This window comes from Sphingomonas sp. (assembly GCF_017304635.1).
GTDB lineage: Bacteria > Pseudomonadota > Alphaproteobacteria > Sphingomonadales > Sphingomonadaceae > Sphingomonas.
Genome location: NZ_JAFKMA010000001.1, coordinates 952,659 through 973,323, shown reverse-complemented (window position 1 = coordinate 973,323; position 20,665 = coordinate 952,659). Strand labels below are relative to the sequence as shown.

Below are 20,665 nucleotides of genomic sequence, written 5' to 3'. Positions count from 1 at the left end.
GATTGGCCGGCAGCGCGGGAATGCGCCGTCGGCGGTGAGATTGTCACGGTTCCGGCGCGAGCCGAAACGCGATAAGCCGCAGATAATCATGCGCCCCGATATCCTCAACCCGCTGTTCGCCGAGGTGACGTCGCTGAAGGGCGTCGGCCCGGGGCTGGCCAAACCGCTCGACAAGCTCGGGCTGCACCGCGTGCTGGACGTCGCGTTCCATCTGCCGAGCGGGTTCGTCGATCGGATTCCGCGCGACGAACTCGACATGGCCGATGCCGGGCGAACGATCGCGATCACGCTGACTCCGGTCGACTACAAGACCAGCAGCAGCCCGCGCGGGCCGACTCGCGTGCATGCGACGGACGCGAAGGGCAATTATGTCAGCCTGGTCTATTTCGGCGGATCGTCGGGCTGGGTGCGCAAGCTGCTCCCGCTAAGCGAGGCGAAGCGCGTGTCGGGCAAGCTCGAACTGTACGGGCAGGAATTGCAGATCGTCCATCCCGACCTGATCGAGGCCGGCGAGGGGTTCCGCGAGCGCGAGGCGATCTATCCGCTGTCCGAAGGACTGACCTCGCGCCGGCTCAGCGATTTCGCGCATCAGGCGATCGAGCGCGCTCCCGATCTGCCCGAATGGATCGAGCCGGGGCTGAAGGCGAAGCACGACTGGCCGGGCTGGCGGGAGGCGCTGGCTCGCGCGCACGCCGATCCGCAGGATGGCAAGGCGCGCGAGCGGCTGGCCTATGACGAGCTGTTCGCCAACCAGCTCGCGCTGATGCTGGTGCGCGGCGAGGCGCGGGCCAAGCGCGGGCGGGCGTTGCAGGGCGACGGGCGGCTGCGCGACGCGTTGAAGCTGCCCTACACGCCGACCGGCGCGCAGACGCGGACGATCGGCGAGATCGCCGGCGACATGGCGCAGTCGCGCCCGATGCTGCGATTGCTGCAAGGCGATGTCGGCTCGGGCAAGACCCTGGTCGCGACGATGGCGTTGCTGATCGCGGTGGAGGCCGGGGCGCAAGGGGCGCTGCTCGCCCCGACCGAAATCCTCGCCCGCCAGCATTTCGACACGCTCGGCCGGATGCTCGGCTCGCTCGGCGTCCGAGTGGCGGCGCTGACCGGTCGCGACAAGGGTCGGGTGCGTGAGGCGACGCTGATGGGGCTGGCATCGGGCGAGATCGATATCCTGATCGGCACGCACGCGATCTTTCAGGAGGGCGTCGGCTATCGCGACCTCGGACTGGTCGTGGTGGACGAGCAGCATCGCTTCGGCGTGGCCGAACGGCTGATGCTCCAGGCCAAGGGGCAGGTGCCGCCGCATCTGCTGGTGATGACCGCGACCCCGATCCCGCGCACGCTGCAACTGGCGACGCACGGTGAAATGGACGTCAGCCGGCTCGACGAGATGCCGCCCGGCCGCGAGCCGATCCGGACGACGGTCATCGCCGAGGATCGCCTGGGCGACGTGGTCGAGGGGCTGGGGCGTCATCTGGCGGCGGGAAAGCAATCCTATTGGGTCTGCCCGCTGGTCGAGGAGAGCGAGAAGACCGACCTCGCCGCGGCGGAGGCGCGTGCCGCGGCGCTGAGCGCACGGTTCGGCGATCGCATCGGGCTGGTCCATGGCCGGATGAAGCCGGCGGAAAAGGATGCGGTGATGGCGCGCTTCGCCAGCGGCGCGCTCGGCGTGCTGGTCGCGACCACGGTGATCGAAGTCGGGGTCGACGTGCCCAACGCGACACTGATCGTGATCGAGCATGCCGATCGCTTCGGCCTGGCGCAGCTCCACCAGCTCCGTGGCCGGGTCGGGCGGGGCGGCGGCGTATCGCACTGCATTTTGTTGCGGAGCGAGCGGCTCAACGAAACCGCGCGCGAGCGGCTGGCGCTGATGCGCGACACGACCGACGGCTTCCTGATCGCCGAGCGCGATCTCGACCTGCGCGGCGGCGGCGAATGGCTGGGGACTCGACAGTCGGGGCAGCAGGGATTCCGCCTGCCGATGCCCGAGAACCTGAAGGAGTTGATGACCGCCGCCAACGACGATGCCCGGCTGCTGGAGCATCAGGACCGCGCGCTGGCGACGCCGCGTGGCACGGCGGCGCGGATCGCGCTCTACCTGTTCGAGCGGGACGCCGGAGTGCAATTGTTGCGGTCGGGCTGAGGACAGCGCGTCCGCCGCGCCTAGCGCACGCCCCTGAGCAGCGCCGCGAGCAGTTCGTAATAATCCGCCATGCCGATCGGCCGGTCGAGCTCGCAGCCGATCCGGCCGCCCAGCGACCAGCGCACTTCGGCGACGATGGTGCCGACGACCGGCAACGTCACGCGCAGCCGCTCGCCGATCGGCCGGTCGCCGCTCACGCGCGCCATCAGTCCCTGCGCCGACAGGTTGACGACTTGCAGCCACACCGTCTGCGCGTCCCCGCCACAGGCGCGCGCGCGGTAATCGACCTCGTCGCGCGGGAGTTCGCGCTTTTCTGAATAGGCCAATGCGGTTGCCGCCATCGTCCGTACGCCCCTGTAACCCGTTCTGGGTAAGGGCGAGGACATGAAGGGCCTGAAAAGAAATCTATTTAACGCGCGTTAGCGATAAACGATCGAACGCTCAGACCCCGGTCAGCAGCCCGTGATGCTTCTTACCGGCGGAGATGCGCACGGTATCGGCGCCGACCGTGATCGCATGCGCCTCGTCGGTCACCTTCTCGCCGTCGATCCGCGCGCCGCCGCCGGCGATCAGCCGCCGCGCCTCGCCCTTCGACGAACAGAAGCCGAGCCCGATCAGCGCGTCGACGACGGCGATCGAGCCGCTGACGGACAATGTCGGCAGCGCGTCGCCGCTGGCGCCCTCCTCGAACGTCCGCCGCGCGGTTTCCGCCGCCTGCTCCGCCGCCGCGCGTCCCCGGCACATGACCGTGGCTTCGTTCGCCAGCACGATTTTCGCCTGGTTGATCTCGGCGCCCGGCAATGCCTCCAGCCGTGCGATCTCGTCGAGCGGCAGGTCGGTGAACAGCCGCAGGAACTTGCCGACGTCGCGGTCGTCGGTGTTGCGCCAGAACTGCCAGTAATCGTACGCCGGCAGCGCATCCTCGTTCAGCCATACCGCGCCCGACGCGGTCTTGCCCATCTTGCCGCCGTCCGCTGTGGTGATGAGCGGCGTGGTGACCGCATAGAGCTCGACGCCGTCGGCGCGACGCCCCAGGTCGATGCCGTTGACGATGTTCCCCCACTGGTCCGACCCGCCCATTTGCAACCGTACGCCCAGCCGACGCGACAGTTCGAGGAAATCGTACCCTTGCAGGATCATGTAGTTGAACTCGAGGAACGACAGCGATTGCTCGCGATCGAGCCGCAGCTTCACCGAGTCGAAGCTCAGCATGCGGTTGACCGAGAAATACCGCCCGATGTCGCGCAGGAACGGCAGATATTCGAGGCGATCGAGCCACTCGGCATTGTCGACCATCACTGCGTCGGTCGGGCCGTCGCCGAACGTCAGGAAGCGTTCGAATACGCGCTTGATCGAGGCGATGTTGGCCGCGATCGTCTCCTCGGTCATAAGCTTGCGCGCTTCGTCCTTGAAGCTTGGATCGCCGACCTTGCCGGTGCCGCCGCCCATCAGCACGATCGGCTTGTGACCCGCCTGCTGGAGGCGACGGAGCAGCATGATCTGGACCATCGACCCGACATGGAGCGACGGCGCGGTCGGATCGAACCCGATATAGCCGGGCACGATCTGCTTCGCCGCGAGCGCATCGAGGCCCGCCGCGTCGGTCATCTGATGGATGTAGCCGCGCTCGTCGAGCAGGCGGAGCAGGTCGGACTGATAGGTGCTCATGATGCGCGCGCCGGTAGCATGGCGACCCGGCGCGGCAAACCCTCGCGCTATCGGCGCGACAGCTTGGTCAGCGGATCGACCGGGGCGCGGCCCTTGCGCAGTTCGAAATGGAGTTCGGGGCGGTCGGCGAAGCCGGTCTGGCCGGACTGCGCGATCTGCTGGCCGCGGCGCACCGCCTGGCCGCGCTGGACAAGGATGCGGCCGAGATAGCCGTAAACGCTGGTCCAGCCGTCGCCATGCTTGACCATGACGAGACCGCCGAGCCCCGCGATACCCGTCGCGGTATAGATGACGGTGCCGTCCGCCGCCGCCTTGACCGGGGTGCCGAGCGGGACAGCGATCTTGATGCCGTCGTTGCGCTCCCCGCTGGCGCCGGCGCCGAACCGCTTGACGACCTGTCCGCCGGTGGTCGGCCACTGGAACGGGCCGTTGAGCGTGAGCGGCGCGTCGATCGGGACCGAGGAGGGGAGCGGCGCACGGACCTTGGTCGGTGCCGGCGGCGGCCGGTCGTTCTCGGCGATGGCGGGCTCGCCGCCGCCGGTCGCGATATCGCCGAGGTCGATCCTGAACGCCGCCGCGCGCTCTGCCAGCGTCTGCGGCGGGCGAGCAGGGGCTCCGCCGCCGGGGATCAGCACGCGCTGGCCGGCACGTAGCGTATAGGGCTCTTCCAGCCGGTTGGCGTCGACGATATCCGCCCATTTGACGCCGTACGCTCGCGCGATCGCGATGCCCGACTCGCCGGGCCGGATCAGGTGGTAGCGGCCGCCGGGGATGCGCAGTTCCTGCCCGGCGCGGATCGCGAAGGGCGGCGCGAGATCGTTCGCCGCCGCGATCACGTCCGCGCTCGCGCCGACGCGTTCGGCGATCCGGCGCAGGCTGTCGCCGGGCTCGACCGTGTAGGTCTGGTCGGGGATCGTCCGCGCATCGGGGGTGACGGGTCGCGCGACCCAGGCCGGCGGCGCGGAGGGCGGGGCGGGGATGCGCGGATCGATGCGATCGGGATCGTACCGCTCGGCCGGATAGTCCTGCGCGGGCGCCGGATCGCGATAATCCGGCATCGGCGCCGGTTGCTCGTCCACGGCGCGTGGCGCGGGCGGGGGCGGCGGCGCGGCGTCGGCGGGATCGTAGCGGCCGGCCGGGATGCACGCGCTCAGCGGCAACGCCATCACGATCCACAGCTTCGTCCGCATCGCGCCCTCCCGTCGTCGTGCCAGCATAGCGGCTGCGGGCCGTTCGGAAAGTCCGCTACGCTGCCGGTTCGAGCCGGTTGAGCCCGCGCAGATACGGTTGCAGCACGTCGGGGATCGCGACCGATCCGTCCGCCTGCTGATAATTCTCCAGGATCGCGACCATCATGCGGCCGACCACCAGCCCCGACCCGTTGAGCGTGTGGACGAACCGCGTGCCCTTCTCGCCCTCCGACCGGTACCGCGCGTTCATGCGGCGCGCCTGGAAATCGGTGCAGGTCGAACAGCTGGAAATCTCGCGATACCGTCCCTGGCCGGGCAGCCATACTTCGAGGTCGTAGGTACGTGCCGCGGTGAAGCCCATGTCGCCGGTGCACAGCTTCATCCGGCGGAACGGCAAGCCGAGCCGGGTGAGCACGTCCTCCGCCGCCGCGGTCATCCGCTCGTGCTCGACCTCCGACTGGTCGGGGGTGACGATCGAGACCATCTCCGCCTTTTCGAACTGGTGCTGGCGGATGAAGCCGCGCGTATCGCGTCCCGCCGCCCCCGCTTCGGAGCGGAAACAGGGGGTCAGCGCGGTGAAGCGGAGCGGGAGCTCGGCCTCGCTCAGGATCTTCTCGCGGACGATGTTGGTCAGGCTCACCTCGGCGGTGGGGATCAGCCAGCGGCCGTCGGTGGTCTGGAACAGATCCTCGGCGAACTTGGGCAGTTGCCCGGTGCCGAACATCGCTTCGTCGCGCACCATCAGCGGGGGCACGACTTCCTCATAGCCATGGTCGCGGGTCAGCACGTCGAGCCCGAACTGGCCCAGCGCGCGGTTGAGCCGGGCCGCCGCGCCACGGACCAGCGTGAACCGCGCACCCGCCATCGCCGCGCCGGTCTCGAAATCGAGGCCGAGCGCCGGGCCGATCGCGTCATGCTCGCGGATCGCGAAGCCGAAGTCGGGCTTGCGGCCATGCTCGGCGACGAGCTGGTTGTCGTCCTCGTCGGACCCTTCCGGCACGTCGGCGAGCGGCAGGTTGGGGATGGCGGCCAACTGGCCGTTCAACTCGGCGTCGAGCGCCTTTTCCTGCTCCTCAAGCTCGGGCAGGCGCGTCTTCAACGTCGCGACCTCGGCCATCAAGCCTTGCGCGGTCGCCTCGTCCCTGGCCGCTTTCGCCGCGCCGATCGCCTTCGACGCTTCGTTGCGGCGAGTCTGGCCGGCCTGCAATTCGGTGACGACGGCGCGGCGACGCTCGTCGAGCGCGACCAGCTCGGCGGCCAGCGGCGCGAGCCCGCGCCGCGCGAGGCCGGCGTCGAAAGCGGCGGGATCGTCCCGGATCAGGCGGATATCGTGCATGCGCGGCAGGCTATGGCGACGCCGCGCGGGCGGCGCAACCCGCCGCGCGGTTGCCGCGTTCTCTGGTCAAACCAGAAGGAGAATCCCCATGCAGATCGCCAACAACACCCTCGTCGTCGTCGCGGACGGCCGCAAGGCGCTGTTCCTGCGCAACGAGGGCGATGCGACGCATCCCAATCTGATCGTCGAACATGCCGAGGAGCAGGTCAATCCGGCCGACCGCGACCAGAAGACCGACGCACCGGGCCGCGCGTCGGGCGGGATCGGCGGGCGCCAATCGTCGATGGACGAAGTGGATTTCCACCAGCAGGAGGAGGATCGCTTCGCCGCCGAAGTGGGCGCGATGCTGAAGAAACGTGCGCTCGCCAACGAGTTCGAGAAGCTCATCATCGCCGCCCCGGCCAAGACGTTGGGCGAACTGCGCAAGCATTATCATGTCGAGGTGGAGAACCGGCTGGCCGGCGAACTGGCCAAGGACCTGACCGGGCATCCGATCCCGGAGATCGAGAAGCTGCTCAGCGCGGCCTAAAGGAACCGCATACTCCGAAAATAGAAACGGCCCGCGCTCCTGTCGAGCGCGGGCCGTCTTTGGCCTCCCCCGCAGGAGATCAGGCGGTCACGGTAGTCTGCTTGCCGGCGAAGCGCTTACGCGCGACCAGCGCGGCGGCGGCACCGCCGAACAGGAACACCATCGGCGGCGCCGGAACAGGGGCGGGCGGGCCGCCGGTCGATCCGCTCGACCCGCTGCTGCCGTGCCAGCCGCTCGACCCCCAGCTGCTCGACGAGCTCCAGCCCTTCGACGACGAGCCGTAGCTGGACGAGGACGTCGTGCTCGACTGGCCCTGACCTTGTCCCTGACCCTGGCCTTGCCCTTGGTTCTGACCTTGATTCTGGTTTTGGCCCTGGTTCTGGCTCTGCTCGTTCGAATTGTTGTTGTTATTGTTGTTCGTGTTGCTGCTGTTGGCGTTGGCCTCGTTGTTGTTCGTGTTGCTGTTGTTCGCGTTGCTGGTGCTCTCGCTTGAGCTGTTGCTGTTCGCGTTGGCGTTCGAATTGCTCGTGTTCTTCGAGCTGTTGTCGTTGTTGTTCTGGCTCTGGTTCGAGTTCGAATTGTCGATATCGATCTTGCCGCTCGACGAGGTGGACGAGACGACGATGCCGCCCGACCCGCCGCCGCCACCGCCGCCGCCGAAGAAGCCGCCGGCAAAGAATCCACCGCCACCACCGCCGCCGCCCGAGCCGCCGACCATCACCGGCGCTTCGCCGCTCGACCCGCCGAACGGCGGCGGTACCGGAAGCGGGGCGCCGCCCGCGACGGTCACGACCGAGGGCGGGCAGGTCGTCGTGGTGGACACGACGCGGCGAACGCGCGATCCGCGCGTCGCGGCGACGCGAGTCGTGACGACGCGCTTCTTGACCGTCTTGACATAGCCCGACCCGGTGGAGCGGTGCTCGACCACCTTGACGGCGCCGCCGCCCAGGATGGCGCCGCCGCATGCGCAGGCGCAAAGTTTTGCCATGGCCATCCGAACAGACATCGCGTCACTCTCTCGTTCTCACCGTGCCTGCCCCCACAGGAACGACAAAGGTTCGTTGCAGCTGATGCGCCGCTATCCGGATAAACGTCGAACAAATCCTTAAGTGCAACGACGTTAACCAAGAATAACGGCTGATTTGAGTGAAGTTGTCGCGTGAGCCGGACCGGAACATGGTTAATGTTCCATTGTGGAACCGCGCGGCGTTAACGGCGAAGTCGGTCCGCGCGATGCTGTCGCGTTGCTGCACGCCCGGTTCATGACCCGGCAACGCCGGTCGGCGTAGAGGTCGCGCCCAAGCTGTTGCGATGCGTAAGGTATTCGTCGCGACGCCCGCTTGTGGAGCCGTCACCGCGTCGCTATAGGCCCGCCCCATGGGGGTTGGTTCGATAGGCAAGGTAAGGTCGCCACGAGCCATGCGGGAGAGTGGGGATGGCTACGGCGTTCAATCGCGTGGATAATTCCGGGTTCGGCATGCCGGCCAACGATGCCGATGACGGCTATCGACCGGGGCCGGACGAACCGTTCATGGGGCCGCGCCAGCAGGCCTATTTCCGAAACAAGCTACAGAATTGGAAAGACGCGATCCTGCGCGAGGCGGAGGTCACGCTGTCGCAGCTTCAGGTCGAGCCTTTGCGCGAGGCGGACCTGACCGACCGCGCGTCGTCGGAAACCGACTGGTCGATCGAACTGCGCACGCGCGATCGCCAGCGCAAGCTGATTTCCAAGATCGATGCGGCGCTGCGCCGGATCGAGGAAGGCGAATACGGTTATTGCGAAGTGACCGGCGAGCCGATCTCGCTCGGCCGGCTGGAAGCGCGGCCGATCGCGACGATGACGGTCGAGGCGCAGGAGCGGCACGAGCGCAACGAGAAGGTCTCGCGCGAGGACTGAGTTTCCGTCCGGCGGCGGCCGGAAGCACCTTTCCGACGTTTAACACTTTGGACAAGTTTGCGCCGTATCCGTGCGCCCGAACCTTTCTGTTGGGCGCGTACAATGAAGCATCTTCCGCACGATTCGTTCACGCCTGACGTCGTCGAGCTGTCGACAGCGAAGCGCGGGAAATCGCGCGACAGCATGCTGTTGAGCGCCGGGCTGGAAATCGAGGGACGAGCGGGCCAGCATCAGGTCCGCGTCCGCAACCTGTCGCCGGGCGGCCTGATGGCCGAATTCGACCGGCCGGTCGCGATCGGTACGGCGGTCAAGATCGACCTGCGCGGCATCGGCAAGGTCGGCGGCAAGGTGGCATGGGCAACGCAAGGACGGATCGGCGTATCGCTCGACCGCGAGATCGATCCGGCGGCGGCGCGCAAGCCGGTCGTCGCGAAGGTCGAACCGGCGACGCTCGACAAGCCGATCAAACCAATCCTGCGATGATTGCGGCCGCCCGGCGCCGTGGCCGGGCCGACCGCGCGGGTGTCGCCTACAAGGCGGCGATGGCTTCCTTTACCCGCAGCTTCTGCTTCTTGAGGTCCGCAAGCAATTGCGAGTCGGGGAGCGGTCGATGGCTCTCCGCGACAATCTGCTGGTCCAGCACGTTGTGCTTCGTCTCGAGGGCCGAGAGATGCGGGTTTTGCATGGAAAGCAACCTCCTTCGTTCAGGTGGGGGAGGAAAGTAGAACACGAAAGACGTTAATTGTCGCCATCGATTTCGCTTGCGAATCGATGCGCCGCATCGTTTTGCCGATGGCCTGATGGACGAAGCACAGATCATCCAGCGGCTCGGGCTGCTCAAGACCGAACACCGCGATCTCGACGCGGCGATCGACGCGCTGATCGTGATGGGCGGGGGCGACCAGTTGCAGATCGCGCGACTGAAGAAGCGCAAGCTGATGCTGAAGGACGAGATCGCCAAGTTGCAGGATCAGCTGATCCCCGACATCATCGCCTGATCGATATTGGGACGGGCGAGGAGCCATCTTGCGTTGCGCAACGGCGCGTTTCGGGCGACGGTCGCAGGATGGAGTTGGAGCGTACAGACAGGATCGGCGTCGGCGTGCATCGCCGGCTGATCGACTCGTTCTATGTTGAGGCGATGCTGCTGGCCGACGAGGCGCGCGGGTATTTCGACCAGGGCGCGCGGACGGCGCGAGACCAGCTCGACCCGTTCGGCCGGGTGACGTTCTCGTGCGAGTCGCTGAAGGTCACGACGCGGCTGATGCACATCATCGCCTGGCTGCTGACGCAGCGCGCGGTCGACGCCGGCGAACTGTCGCCGCGCGATGCGCTCGACCCGTCGCGGCGGCTCGGCGAGGCGCCGGTGACCGAGGACGATATCCTCGCGCAAATGCCGGAGGATGCGCAGGCGCTGATCGTCGCGAGCATCGATCTCCACCGCCGCGTCGCCCGGCTCGACGGGGCGCAGGCCGACCCGGAACCGCCGGCGGACAGTCCGGCGCAGTTGTTGCAGGCCCGACTGGCGATGGCGTTCTAGGTTTCGCGCCGGAATTCAGCGCAGCTAAATCCCGTCGAGCGCGAAGCCCGGCCGGCGTGGCGCGAGCCACGACCGACGACGCGGCTTCGCCGCGGCGCGGCCGCAATGACGTAGGGAACGGCGAAGCGTTCAGCCCGCCCCCAGCAATTCCCCGATCATCGCTCCGATCTTCGCGTGCACCGGATTGCGCGCGAGCGCATCGTCGCCCGCGCCGCCGGTCAAGAGCACCGTCGCGAAGATCGGCCTCTCCGTCGCGCGTCCGGCCGGCCAGATCAGCGCGACGTCGTTGTTGCTCATGTGCGTGCCGGTTCCGGTCTTGTCGCCGATCGCCCAGCCGGCCGGCAGGCCCTTCGCCAGCCGCTCGCCACCGGTCGTGTTGGCGCGCAGCCACGCGACGAGCTGCTGCCGCGACGCTGCGCTCAACACCGCGCCATAGGTCAGCCGCCGCAGCGTCTCCAGCATCGCCCCCGGCGTGGTCGTATCGCGCGGGTCGCCGGGCGTCGCCTCGTTGAGACTGGGCTCGGTACGGTCGAGCCGAGTCACGCGATCGCCGGTCGTCCGCAGGAAGGCGGTCAGCCCGGCGGGCCCGCCGACGGTGCCGAGCAGCAGGTTGGCGGCGGTGTTGTCGCTTTGCGTCACCGCCGCCTTGCACAGATCGGCGATGCTCAGCCGGCCGCCGGCATGCGCTCGCGTGGTCGGCGAGTTGGGCAGGGTGGTCGCCGGCACCGCCAGTTCGCGCGCCAGCTTCTCCTGCCCGTGATCCACCCGCCACAGCATCTGGCCGGCAAGCAGCAGCTTGAACGTGCTGCACATCGGGAAACGCTCGGTCGCGCGCCAACTCGCATTGCGGCCGCTGACCGGGTCGATCAGTTGCACGCCGATCCGCGCGCCGCGTCCGAGCCCGGCTTCCAGCTTGCGGACGCCGGCGATGAACTTCGCCCGTGGATCGCTGCCGCGCGTCGCCGCCGGCAACAGCAATGCCGCGCCGCCCGCCATCACTGCCTCGCGTCGAGAAATGGTCATGCCGTGATCCTCGCTCTTGCCGCCCGATATTCCGCCGCCAGCCGCTCGACTCGCGCCGCGACCGGTTCGACCTTGTCGACCGCGCCGATGCCCTGGCCCGATCCCCAGATGTCCTTCCACGCCTTCGCCTCGCGGTTGCCGCCGAAGTTCATCGTCGACAGGTCGCCCTCGGGCAGATTGTCCGGGTCCATCCCCGCCGCGACGATCGACCCGCGCAGGTAATTGCCGTGCACGCCGGTGAAGAGGTTCGAATAGACGATGTCGGCGGCGCGCCCCTCAACGATGCCCTGCTTGTAGCCGGCGACCGCATTGGCCTCGTCGGTCGCGATGAACGGCGAGCCGATATAGGCGAGGTCGGCGCCCATCGCCTGCGCCGCCAACACCGCGCCGCCATTGGCGATCGCGCCCGACAAAGCGAGCGGGCCGTCGAACCACTGGCGGATTTCCTGGACGATCGCGAAGGGCGACAGCCGCCCGGCATGGCCGCCGGCCCCCGCCGCGACCGCGATCAGCCCGTCCGCGCCCTTTTCGATCGCCTTCCGCGCGAAACGATCGTCGATCACGTCGTGCAGCGTGATGCCGCCCCAGCCGTGGACCGCCTCGTTGAGCTCCGGCCGCGCGCCGAGCGACGTGATGACGATTGGCACCTGCCACTTGGCGCAGGTCGCGAGGTCGGCCTCCAGCCGGTCGTTCGACTTGTGAACGATCTGGTTGACCGCGAACGGCGCGGCCGGGCGATCCGGGTTGTCGCGGTTCCAGGCCGCCAACTCCTCGGTGATGCGATGCAGCCATTCGTCGAGCTGCGCCTGCGGTCTGGCGTTGAGCGCCGGGAACGACCCGACGATCCCCGCCTTGCATTGCGCGATCACCAGATCGGGCCCGGAGATGATGAAGAGCGGCGACCCGATCACGGGCAGGCGCAGGCGGTCGAACAGCGGCGGCAACGACATATGGATTTCATAGCGCAACCGAAATGGCTGTCCAGCGCGGCAAACGCGACAGGATCGTTGCCATTGCAACCAATCGCGTTATGGCGGGGCAATACACCGAAGAAGAGGTCACCCATGAAGTTCGCCGTCGCCGCCGCCCTGCTGTCCGCCGTATCGGCCCCGGCGCTCGCCGCGGACAATGGCCGGTTGCCGACCGACGTCGCGCCGATCGACTATGCGATCTCGATCGCGCCGAACGCGACGGCGATGACCTTCACCGGTGAGGAGAAGGTGACCGTCAACGTCCGCAAGCCGACGCGGACCATCGTGCTGAACGCGGCGGACCTGACGATCAACGATGCGCGGGTCGACGGGCGCGTCGTGCCGTACACGATCGACAAGGACAATCAGCGGCTGACGCTCACGCTGCCGGGGCCGATCGCCGCCGGCCCGCACACCGTCGCTTTCGCGTGGAGCGGCAAGATCAACCAGTCGGCCGCCGGCCTGTTCGCGATCGATTACACCAACAACGACGGGTCGAAGGCGCGGATGCTGGCGACTCAGTTCGAGGCGCCCGACGCGCGCCGGTTCGCGCCGATGTGGGACGAGCCGAGCTTCAAGGCGCGCTTCACGCTGTCGGCGGTGGTGCCGAAGGGGCAGCTCGGCTTTTCCAACATGCCCGCCGTCGTGACCAAGCGCGCCGACGGCAGTCAGGTCTATCGCTTCCGTCAGTCGCCGGTCATGTCGAGCTACCTGCTGTTCTTCGGCATGGGCGACATGGAGCGCAAGACGGTGATGTCGGGCAAGACCGAGATCGGCGTCATCACCCGGCGCGGCGTGTCGAGCCAGGGCAACTATGCGCTCGCCTCCGCCAAGCGGCTGCTGACCTATTACAACGACTATTTCGGCCAGCCCTATCCGCTGCCCAAGCTGGACATGATCGCCGGGCCGGGCTCGTCGCAATTCTTCGGCGCGATGGAGAATTGGGGCGCGATCTTCTATTTCGAGCCCGAACTGCTGTTCGATCCCAAGCGCGCGACCGTCAGCGGCAAGCAGCGCATCTTCACCGTCGTCGCGCACGAAATGGCGCACCAGTGGTTCGGCGACCTCGTCACGATGAAGTGGTGGGACGACCTCTGGCTCAACGAAGGCTTCGCCTCGTGGATGGAGAACAAGTCGTCGGCCGACCTCAATCCCGCCTGGGACGCGCGTGACGCCGCCGTCGGATCGGACCGCGAAGCGGCGCTCAACGCCGATGCGACCGCCGCGACGCATCCGATCATCCGCCATGTCGAGACGGTCGACCAGATCGGCGAGGCGTTCGACGGCATCACCTATCAAAAGGGCCAGGCGGTCATCGGCATGATCGAGTCGGTGCTCGGCCCCGATTCCTTCCGCGCTGGCATCCGCCGCTACATGGCGAAATATCGCTATAACAACACCGAGACCGACCAGCTCTGGGCCGAGCTCGAGGCCGCATCGGGCAAGCCGGTGACCGGTTTCGCGCACGACTTCACCTTGCAGGGCGGGGTGCCGCTCATCACGCTGACCGGCGCGAAGTGCGTCGGCGGGCAGACCCAGGCGACGCTGGCGCAGGGCCGGTTCGGGCTCGATGCCGCATCGAAGAAGCCGCAGACGTGGCGCGTGCCGCTGCGTATCGTGACGGTCGGCGGCCAGCCGGTCAGCACGATCGCGACCGGCCCCGCGACGCAAGTGACGGTGCCGGGCTGCGGCCCGGTGCTGCTGAACGTCGGCAAGGGCAGCTATTTCCGCGCACGCTACGGCGGCGACACGCACGCGCCGCTGATCGCGCAATACCGCCAGCTGAGCACGGCCGACCGGCTCGGCACGCTGGCCGACGATTTCGCGCTGGCGCTGTCGGACGATCAGGCGTTCGCGGTCTACACCAGGACGTTCGCCGCGGTGCCGGACGATGCCAGCCCACTCGAATGGGGCCTGATGTCGAACGAACTCGGCTCGATCTCGGGCATCGTCGGCGAGGGGGCGTTGCGCGACCAGGTGAACGCGCTGACCGTGCGCAAGCTCGGGCCGGTGCTGGCGCGGATCGGATACGAAGCGAAGCCGGATGAATCGCCGCTGGTCACCAACCTGCGCGAGGATCTGGTCGGACGGCTGGGGGCGGCGGGCGACCCGGAGGTGCTGGCCAATGCGCGATCCTATTTCGCCAAGCTCCGCACCGACAGGAACGCGATCCCGCCGGCGATTCGTACCCCCATCCTCAACACCTTCGCGCGCAACGCGACGCCGGCGGAGTGGGAGCAACTGCTCGCGCTGACGACGGCGGAGACCAATCCGGTCGCGAAGAACGGCTATGTCCGCCTGCTCGGCGCGGCGCGGGACGACGCACTGGCGGCGCGCGCGCTTGTACTGCTCAAGGGCGATACGCTCACCGCGCAGCAGAAGCCGAACCTGCTGCGGGCGGTGTCGGGCGGGCATCCCGACATGGCGTTCGACTGGGCGGTGGCCAATGCCGACCTCGTCAACGGCTTCATCGAACAGAGCTCGCGCGCCGGTTTCCTGGTCAGCCTGGGAATGGGGTCGAACGATCCGGCGATGCCCGGCAAGATCACGGCCTATGCCGAGAAGTACCTGCCCGAGGCGGCGCGCGGTGGCGCGCGGCGGACGATCGCGCTAATGGCGGTGCGCAAGGCGGTCGCCGACCGGTTGCGGCCCGGCGTCGCGGCGTGGGTCGGGGGCGCGAACTGACGCCATCGTCGCCCCGGCCAGTGCCGGGGCGGCGCGCTAGGAAGGATCGACATTCAGCTAACCGGTGAACGTCACTTCCATGTTCGTCATCCCCGCGCAGGCGGGGATCCAGACTGGTTATATCTACAGCTTGAAACCGCCATTCTCGCGACTCTGGATCCCCGCCTTCGCGGGGATGACGGGCAATAGGTGGCTCGAAATGCTACATCATAGCTGAATGTCGATCGGGCCTAGTCGATCCGTTTCAATCCCTTGGTGAAGCGCTGGGCGTTGGCGACGTAGTGCGCCGCCGACGCCTTCAGGAACCCGCGCTGTTCCGGCCCCAGCGCCTTGATCGCGCGCGCGGGACTGCCGACGATCAGGCTCCCGGCATCGAAACTCTTGCCCTCGGTCACCAGCGCGTTGGCGCCGATCACGCATTCGTCGCCGATTACCGCCTGGTTGAGCACGGTCGCGCCTATGCCCACCAGCACGCGATCGCCGACCGTGCAGCCGTGCAGAATCGCATGGTGCCCGATCGTGCATTCAGCGCCGATCGTCAGCGAGACGCCGTGATCCGAATGCAGCATCGCGCCGTCCTGCACATTGGTACGATCGCCGACGGTGATGAGCGAGGTGTCACCGCGGATCACGCTGCCGAACCACACGCCGACCGCGTCGCCCAACACGACCTCGCCGATCACATGCGCGTCGGGCGCGATCCAGACGTCGGCGCCGATGACGGGCCGTTTGCCGTCGAGTTCATAGACCGGCATTCGCAACTCCTCGGGCCAAAGCGGCGGTCACGGACGGAACCAGCTCGCGGCGGCAGATCAGCAGGTCGTGCACATAGGTGTCGGCGCAATTGTAGAGGAGCGGCGTTCCGTCGAGCCGCGCGCAATACAGCCCGGCGGCCAGCGCGACGGCGACGGGCGCCGCCGAATCCCACTCATGCTGCCCGCCCGAATGGAGATAGAGGTCGGCGATCCCGCGCACCACCGCCATCGCCTTGGCCCCGGCCGACCCCATCGGCACGAGCTCGGCCCCGATCGCATCGGCGACAGCGACGGCCTCGGGTGCAGGGCGGGTCCGGCTGACCACCATGCGTGGCGGCCGGTTGAGCGGTCCGAGCGCAGGCGGCGCGTCGGAGCGCAGCACCAGCCCGGTATCGGGCAGCGCGACCGCCCCGACCACGGGAGCGCCATCGATGCACAATGCGACGTGCACCGCCCAATCGTCGCGCGCTTCGCCATATTCGCGCGTGCCGTCGACCGGATCGACGATCCACACGCGCGATCGCCGCAAACGAGTGCCGTCGCAGGGATGTTCTTCGGACAGCAGGCCGTCGTCGGGACGTTCGGCGGCGATCGCGCGGCAAAGCAGTTCGTTGGCGGCGGCGTCGCCCGCCTTGCCCAGCTCGGCCGGGTGCCATTCCTGCGAGTCGCGCACCTCCACCAGCACCTTGCCCGCCGCCTCGGCCAATCGCGCGGCCAGGTCGGCATCGGCGACCAGATCGCGGGCTGACGGGGAAAGGGGGGTGGTCATCAGGCCGGCTTCTTGCGCCGTTATGCCCGAAATGGGAAGAATTTGGCCGCTTTTGCCCGTTCCGGCGTTAACCATGAGCGGGATGGCCGGCTTTGCCGACCGGACGTGATACGGGGGCAACTCCCGTATCGGCCTACCGACCGCGAACCCGGTATGCCCCCGCTGGCTGGTAAAGTCAGTCGATCCAGACCCTCTCGTCCTTCAAGTCGAATACGATGCGGTGACCTGTCAGCGACGACCAGTCGATCTGCGCCTGGCTCGACGGGCAGGTCGGCGAACCGGTCGTGGCGGCCATGGCGACGTCGCCCAGCCGGATCGCGACTCGCGGCGAGGTGCCGAGCGGCTTGCCCACCAGCGCCACACGCAACGGCTGGCCGTTCGCATCGGTCGCGTCGATCGCGAGGCAATGGTCGTCGGTCACCGTCGCATGGACCGGGTGCATCCGCGCCGTCAGGACCGGAAGGTCGCGCCACGACCCGCTCGTCATCCGCCACCCGCGCAGATCGATCGCGACCGGCATCAGGCGCAGGATGTCAGTACCGACCGCCATCCCGCTGGCCAGCGCCGGGTCGACCACCACGCGCCGCAGCCGAGCGGCATGCGTGCCGAGCCCGATCTCGCGATCGCGCGGCAGATCCTGGGGCGTCCGCACGTCGACCGATACGCCGAGCTTGCGCGCGACCGGGACATCGACGGCGGAGACCGGCAGCGACGGATCGAGCGTCATCCTGACCGTATCCAGATCGATCCGTCCGGTCGCGATCAGCAGCCCGGCATGGAGCGCGATCTTGCCGGATACGGTTCCCCACACGGGCATGACGAGGTTCCCCAGAATCGGACCGGGCCGCCCACCGATGGTACGGCCCGTCGTCCGACTATGGCCGGCGGCTTACACGGGCATTACGCGCACGAAATACGCATAGGCCGCTCCCCTGTAAGGTTCGCGTCAGCTTGCGAGCGCATGTAGAGTCGCGTGCAACCCCCTTTGCACTGAGTATTTACGCGGGAGTCCTCGGACATCTTGGCGGCAGCGGCTGTAATCCTCCTTCAGTCGCATTCGAAGCGGTGGCCTTTCAGGCCGTTCCCCGCGTGTTCGGCCACCACGATATTGGAGCCTGCGTGATTGACGGAGCGCCGGGCCCCCTCGGCTGCATCCGGTATCTTTGGCCAGCGCGCCGGCGTACATGCCGTCGTGCTGGCCTTTTTTTGTGGTCGACGGGGTGAGAGAGCGGGATATGGCGGAAGAGTTCGAGGTTCGCGGCGCGCACGAGGATGCGGTCGATCATCACGCCGAACATGGCGAGCCGCTGGCGCAGAAGATCGCCTTGTTCTCCGCCATCCTGGCGACGCTGGGCGCCGTGGTCAGCCTGCTCGGCGGACATACCGAGCATGACGCGCTCTATTACAAGAACGAAGCGGTGCTGTTGAAGGCGCGCGCGTCGGACCAATGGTCCTATTACCAGGCCGAAGAGGTGAAGCGGCACATCTATCTCGCGACCGGCGGGAACGATCCGGCGGCGGTAAAGCGTGCGGCCGATTACGCGACGAAGAGCGCCGCGTTGCGCAACCAGGCCGAAGCGCTGGATCGTCAGTCGGAGGCCGCCGACGCCGAGTCCGGGCATGCGATGCGCCCGCACCTGAAGCTGTCGATCGCGATGACCTTCCTTCAGATCGCGATCGCGCTGGCGTCGATCACCGCGCTGACGCGGCGGCGCTGGCTGTTCGGGGCGGCCGGGCTGGCGGCGGCGGGCGGGGTGTTGCTCGCGACGCTCGCCTGGCTGTAACGCCTAGCGATTGGTGTCGTCCGACCGACCGCACCAGCCGGGCAGGTACGAGGCGTCATGCCCCCTGGCGAGGTCGAGCGCCTTGACGACGGCGCGTTCGAAATGCTGCTCGACCAGCTTCGCCCGCACCCGCCGCCGCAGGAAATCGGCCCACAGGAACTCCGAGTAGGGCGTGTTGTCCTTGGCATAGCCGCCCGCCCGGCGCAGCTCGCCGGCAAGCGAACGATACGGATCGTCCGCCATTCCGCCGACATGCCGGGGCAGGTCGCGGTGTGTCCGGCGCTCGCCCTCGGCATCGAACGGATGCACCCAGTTGCGATTGTCGAGGAAGGTCCAGAATTGCGACTTCTTCAGGAGGCCGAGGTTGGCGATCACGCTGACCAGCACCTGCGTCACCCCTTCGTCGTACAGCGCGCGGGCGAGGTGATGATGATCGATGATGTAGGGCGTCGCGTCGGGGCCGAGCACCGCGGGAATCATGTGGTGGCCCAGAAACTCGCCGCCGTCGCGTTCGGCCCGGCTTCGCCACTCGGCGCGCTTGCGCGCGACCTCGCGGTAGCCGACCGTCATCTGGGTCGGGCGCAGGTCGGCGATCGCGATCGGATGGAGCACCGGGGCGAAGTCTTCTTTCATGAGCGGTTCTTTCCGTCGGACAGGAATTGGTCGAGCGCGATGACGGCGTCGTCGACGCTGTAGCTGCTGCGCTGGTCGAGGTCGGTTTCCCCGGCGGCTGCGAGCAGGTCGCGCGCGCGGTCGTGGAGGCGGGCGAGTTGTACGCGCAGGCCGGCTTTGGTCATCGCCTGGTCGAACGCGATCAGGGCGTCGAGCGCCGTGCTGTCGAGGTCGTAGCTTTCCTCGAGGCTCAGGACGATTCCATGGATCGCCGGATCGGCGCGCGATCCGGTCGCGACCAGCGCGAGCATGCGGTCGGCATTGGCGAAAAACAACGGGGCGGTCGGTCGCCAGATCGCGATGTGCGGCGGCGCCACCGCGTCGCCGTGCCGCGCGATATCGACATAATCGTGCCCGCCAGCCAGCCGTCCGAGCCGGGCGACGCGTGGCGCAGCCAGCCGCTGCACCAACGCCGCCAGCGACAGCAGGATCGCGATCAGCATGCCGTCGAGCACGCCGAACGCCAGCACGCCGACCGCCGCGCCGATCGCGACATACTGGTCGCGGTCGAGCCGCCACAGTCGGACGAACGGCGAGGGATCGAGCGCGTGGACCAACGCGGCGATCACGACGGCGGCGAGCACCGACTCCGGCACCAGCGCGACCAGCGGCATCGCGAACAGCAGCAACAGGATCAGGCCCGCGGCGGCGACCAGACCGGTCGCACGCGACGTCGCGCCGGCCGCCTCGCTCGCCGACCCGGCCGAGAAGCCGGCGCCGACCGGCATGCCCTGCACCGCCGCCGCGGCGAGATTGGCGAGGCCGAGCGCGCCGAGCTCGCGGTTCGGCTCGACGATGTCGCCGTGCCGCAACGCCAGCGTGCGGATCGTACCCCACGATTCGGCGAACAGGATCAGCACCAATGGCACGGTGAATTGCGCCAGCCGCGAATAGTCGCCCCACCCGAGCTGCGGCAGGCTGGGCCAGGCGATCGCGGTGTCGATTCGGCCGACCACCGCGACCCCGCGCTGCGGCAGGCCGAGCAATTGCGTTGCGGCGATACCGGCCACCAGGACGACCAGCGCTCCCGGCAACGCGGGAAAGCGCCGCAAGGCCAGCAGCACGCCCAGCGCGACCGCGCCCGTCGCGATGCTTGCCGGATGCCAGCGCGATGCCATACCGATCAGGTCGGCGACGAAGCTCGCGATGTTGCCGCCGTGCGCCGCGACTCCGGTCACGATCGGCAACTGGTGGACGATGATGGTGATCGCGATGCCGAGCGCGAACCCGCGCAGTACCGGGCGGGAAATGAACCCGGTCAGCGCGCCCAGCCGCGCGATCGCCGCGACCAGGAACATCGCGCCGGTCATCGCGACGACGATCGTCGCCAGCATCGCCTTGTCCGCGACCGTGCCCGGCATGGCGGCCAGCGTCGCCGCCAGGATGACGGCCGAGGAGGATGTCGCCGATACGATCGCGAACCGGCTGCGCCCGACAATCGCATAGGCGATGCACCCGGCGATCCCCGCCATGATCGCGCGCTGCGGCGGCAGGCCGGCGATACCGGCATAGGCGACGCCCTCCGGCAACATCAGCCCGGCGACGCACAGACCCGCTATGCCATCCTTGTACCGCATCGGCCCATCTAGCGCTTCCCGGCAATCGATTGGCAAGAGGCGATGTGCTCGACACCGGGACACGCGCAGGTGTAATGTTACCGTAAGCGGGGGCGGGTAGCGGGCCAGCGTCCGGGACGGCGGACA

The 20,665-nt window shown here is 68.1% G+C and carries 22 protein-coding genes; 8 read left to right on the top strand and 14 right to left on the bottom strand.

Annotated features, from left to right (window positions below; translation table 11 throughout):
• Window positions 1–88 precede the first annotated feature (88 nt).
• Window positions 89–2,143 carry an ATP-dependent DNA helicase RecG gene (recG, locus tag J0I47_RS04920; RefSeq protein WP_294045316.1) on the top strand — a complete coding sequence of 685 codons (2,055 nt, stop codon included), beginning with the start codon at window positions 89–91 and terminating at the stop codon, window positions 2,141–2,143.
• Between the two features lie 20 nt (window positions 2,144–2,163).
• Here the strand turns inward: recG and J0I47_RS04915 are convergent, their stop codons facing one another.
• From J0I47_RS04915 to serS, 4 genes are all read right to left on the bottom strand, one after another.
• Window positions 2,164–2,484, bottom strand: coding sequence for a PilZ domain-containing protein (locus tag J0I47_RS04915; protein WP_294045315.1), 321 nt, complete (start codon window positions 2,482–2,484; stop codon window positions 2,164–2,166).
• A 100-nt stretch (window positions 2,485–2,584) separates the two neighbouring features.
• Window positions 2,585–3,811, bottom strand: coding sequence for a tyrosine--tRNA ligase (gene tyrS, locus J0I47_RS04910; protein WP_294045313.1), 1,227 nt, complete (start codon window positions 3,809–3,811; stop codon window positions 2,585–2,587).
• A 47-nt stretch (window positions 3,812–3,858) separates the two neighbouring features.
• On the bottom strand, window positions 3,859–5,001 hold the full coding sequence (locus J0I47_RS04905; RefSeq protein ID WP_294045312.1) for a M23 family metallopeptidase: 1,143 nt from the start codon (window positions 4,999–5,001) through the stop codon (window positions 3,859–3,861).
• A gap of 55 nt (window positions 5,002–5,056) precedes the next feature.
• Window positions 5,057–6,337: a serine--tRNA ligase gene (gene serS / locus J0I47_RS04900; RefSeq protein ID WP_294045310.1), complete on the bottom strand. Its 1,281-nt coding sequence runs from the start codon at window positions 6,335–6,337 to the stop codon at window positions 5,057–5,059.
• Window positions 6,338–6,425: 88 nt separating this feature from the next.
• On the opposite strand from serS, the gene J0I47_RS04895 reads away from it, so the two are divergent.
• Complete coding sequence (locus tag J0I47_RS04895; RefSeq protein WP_294045309.1) at window positions 6,426–6,866, top strand: host attachment family protein; 441 nt, start codon at window positions 6,426–6,428, stop codon at window positions 6,864–6,866.
• Between the two features lie 79 nt (window positions 6,867–6,945).
• Here J0I47_RS04895 and J0I47_RS04890 read toward each other — a convergent pair whose 3' ends face one another.
• Together J0I47_RS04890 and J0I47_RS04885 are read right to left on the bottom strand one after the other, a co-directional pair.
• Window positions 6,946–7,854, bottom strand: coding sequence for a hypothetical protein (locus J0I47_RS04890; RefSeq protein WP_294045308.1), 909 nt, complete (start codon window positions 7,852–7,854; stop codon window positions 6,946–6,948).
• Between the two features lie 22 nt (window positions 7,855–7,876).
• Window positions 7,877–8,287 (bottom strand): hypothetical protein, encoded by a 411-nt coding sequence (locus J0I47_RS04885; protein ID WP_294045307.1) that lies wholly within the window; start codon window positions 8,285–8,287, stop codon window positions 7,877–7,879.
• A gap of 14 nt (window positions 8,288–8,301) precedes the next feature.
• On the opposite strand from J0I47_RS04885, the gene dksA reads away from it, so the two are divergent.
• Together dksA and J0I47_RS04875 are read left to right on the top strand one after the other, a co-directional pair.
• Window positions 8,302–8,763, top strand: coding sequence for an RNA polymerase-binding protein DksA (dksA, locus tag J0I47_RS04880; RefSeq protein WP_294045305.1), 462 nt, complete (start codon window positions 8,302–8,304; stop codon window positions 8,761–8,763).
• A 102-nt stretch (window positions 8,764–8,865) separates the two neighbouring features.
• Window positions 8,866–9,246, top strand: a complete 381-nt coding sequence (locus tag J0I47_RS04875) for a PilZ domain-containing protein (protein ID WP_294045304.1) — start codon at window positions 8,866–8,868, stop codon at window positions 9,244–9,246.
• A gap of 46 nt (window positions 9,247–9,292) precedes the next feature.
• Here the strand turns inward: J0I47_RS04875 and J0I47_RS04870 are convergent, their stop codons facing one another.
• A complete protein-coding gene (locus J0I47_RS04870) occupies window positions 9,293–9,448 on the bottom strand; it encodes a YdcH family protein (RefSeq protein ID WP_294045303.1) in 156 nt (51 codons plus the stop codon).
• Window positions 9,449–9,563: 115 nt separating this feature from the next.
• Here J0I47_RS04870 and J0I47_RS04865 point away from each other — a divergent pair, with 115 nt between their 5' ends.
• Together J0I47_RS04865 and J0I47_RS04860 are read left to right on the top strand one after the other, a co-directional pair.
• Complete coding sequence (locus J0I47_RS04865; RefSeq protein ID WP_294045868.1) at window positions 9,564–9,761, top strand: DUF465 domain-containing protein; 198 nt, start codon at window positions 9,564–9,566, stop codon at window positions 9,759–9,761.
• A 68-nt stretch (window positions 9,762–9,829) separates the two neighbouring features.
• Entirely contained in the window at window positions 9,830–10,303 is a 474-nt protein-coding gene (locus J0I47_RS04860; protein ID WP_294045302.1) for a DUF1465 family protein, read from the top strand.
• A 129-nt stretch (window positions 10,304–10,432) separates the two neighbouring features.
• On the opposite strand, the gene bla is transcribed toward J0I47_RS04860, so the two are convergent.
• Window positions 10,433–11,326 (bottom strand): class A beta-lactamase, encoded by an 894-nt coding sequence (gene bla / locus J0I47_RS04855; RefSeq protein ID WP_294045301.1) that lies wholly within the window; start codon window positions 11,324–11,326, stop codon window positions 10,433–10,435.
• Window positions 11,323–12,276, bottom strand: a complete 954-nt coding sequence (locus tag J0I47_RS04850) for a nitronate monooxygenase family protein (protein ID WP_294045300.1) — start codon at window positions 12,274–12,276, stop codon at window positions 11,323–11,325. The genes bla and J0I47_RS04850 overlap by 4 nt, the downstream gene beginning before the upstream one ends.
• Before the next feature lie 114 nt (window positions 12,277–12,390).
• On the opposite strand from J0I47_RS04850, the gene J0I47_RS04845 reads away from it, so the two are divergent.
• Window positions 12,391–14,982: a M1 family metallopeptidase gene (locus J0I47_RS04845; RefSeq protein WP_294045299.1), complete on the top strand. Its 2,592-nt coding sequence runs from the start codon at window positions 12,391–12,393 to the stop codon at window positions 14,980–14,982.
• 230 nt (window positions 14,983–15,212) lie between these two features.
• Here the strand turns inward: J0I47_RS04845 and J0I47_RS04840 are convergent, their stop codons facing one another.
• The 3 genes from J0I47_RS04840 to J0I47_RS04830 form a co-directional block, all read right to left on the bottom strand.
• Complete coding sequence (locus J0I47_RS04840; RefSeq protein WP_294045298.1) at window positions 15,213–15,737, bottom strand: gamma carbonic anhydrase family protein; 525 nt, start codon at window positions 15,735–15,737, stop codon at window positions 15,213–15,215.
• Window positions 15,724–16,506: a 3'(2'),5'-bisphosphate nucleotidase CysQ gene (locus J0I47_RS04835; protein WP_294045297.1), complete on the bottom strand. Its 783-nt coding sequence runs from the start codon at window positions 16,504–16,506 to the stop codon at window positions 15,724–15,726. Before J0I47_RS04835 ends, J0I47_RS04840 begins: the two co-directional genes overlap by 14 nt.
• 175 nt (window positions 16,507–16,681) lie before the next feature.
• The gene (locus tag J0I47_RS04830) at window positions 16,682–17,323 is read right to left on the bottom strand and encodes a hypothetical protein (RefSeq protein ID WP_294045296.1); all 642 of its coding nucleotides are present in this window, start codon (window positions 17,321–17,323) and stop codon (window positions 16,682–16,684) included.
• Between the two features lie 418 nt (window positions 17,324–17,741).
• On the opposite strand from J0I47_RS04830, the gene J0I47_RS04825 reads away from it, so the two are divergent.
• Window positions 17,742–18,290 (top strand): DUF4337 domain-containing protein, encoded by a 549-nt coding sequence (locus tag J0I47_RS04825; protein ID WP_294045295.1) that lies wholly within the window; start codon window positions 17,742–17,744, stop codon window positions 18,288–18,290.
• 3 nt (window positions 18,291–18,293) lie between these two features.
• Here the strand turns inward: J0I47_RS04825 and J0I47_RS04820 are convergent, their stop codons facing one another.
• A complete protein-coding gene (locus J0I47_RS04820; protein WP_294045294.1) occupies window positions 18,294–18,923 on the bottom strand; it encodes a ParB-like protein in 630 nt (209 codons plus the stop codon).
• Window positions 18,920–20,539 (bottom strand): SulP family inorganic anion transporter, encoded by a 1,620-nt coding sequence (locus tag J0I47_RS04815; protein ID WP_294045292.1) that lies wholly within the window; start codon window positions 20,537–20,539, stop codon window positions 18,920–18,922. Before J0I47_RS04815 ends, J0I47_RS04820 begins: the two co-directional genes overlap by 4 nt.
• Window positions 20,540–20,665: the final 126 nt, after the last annotated feature.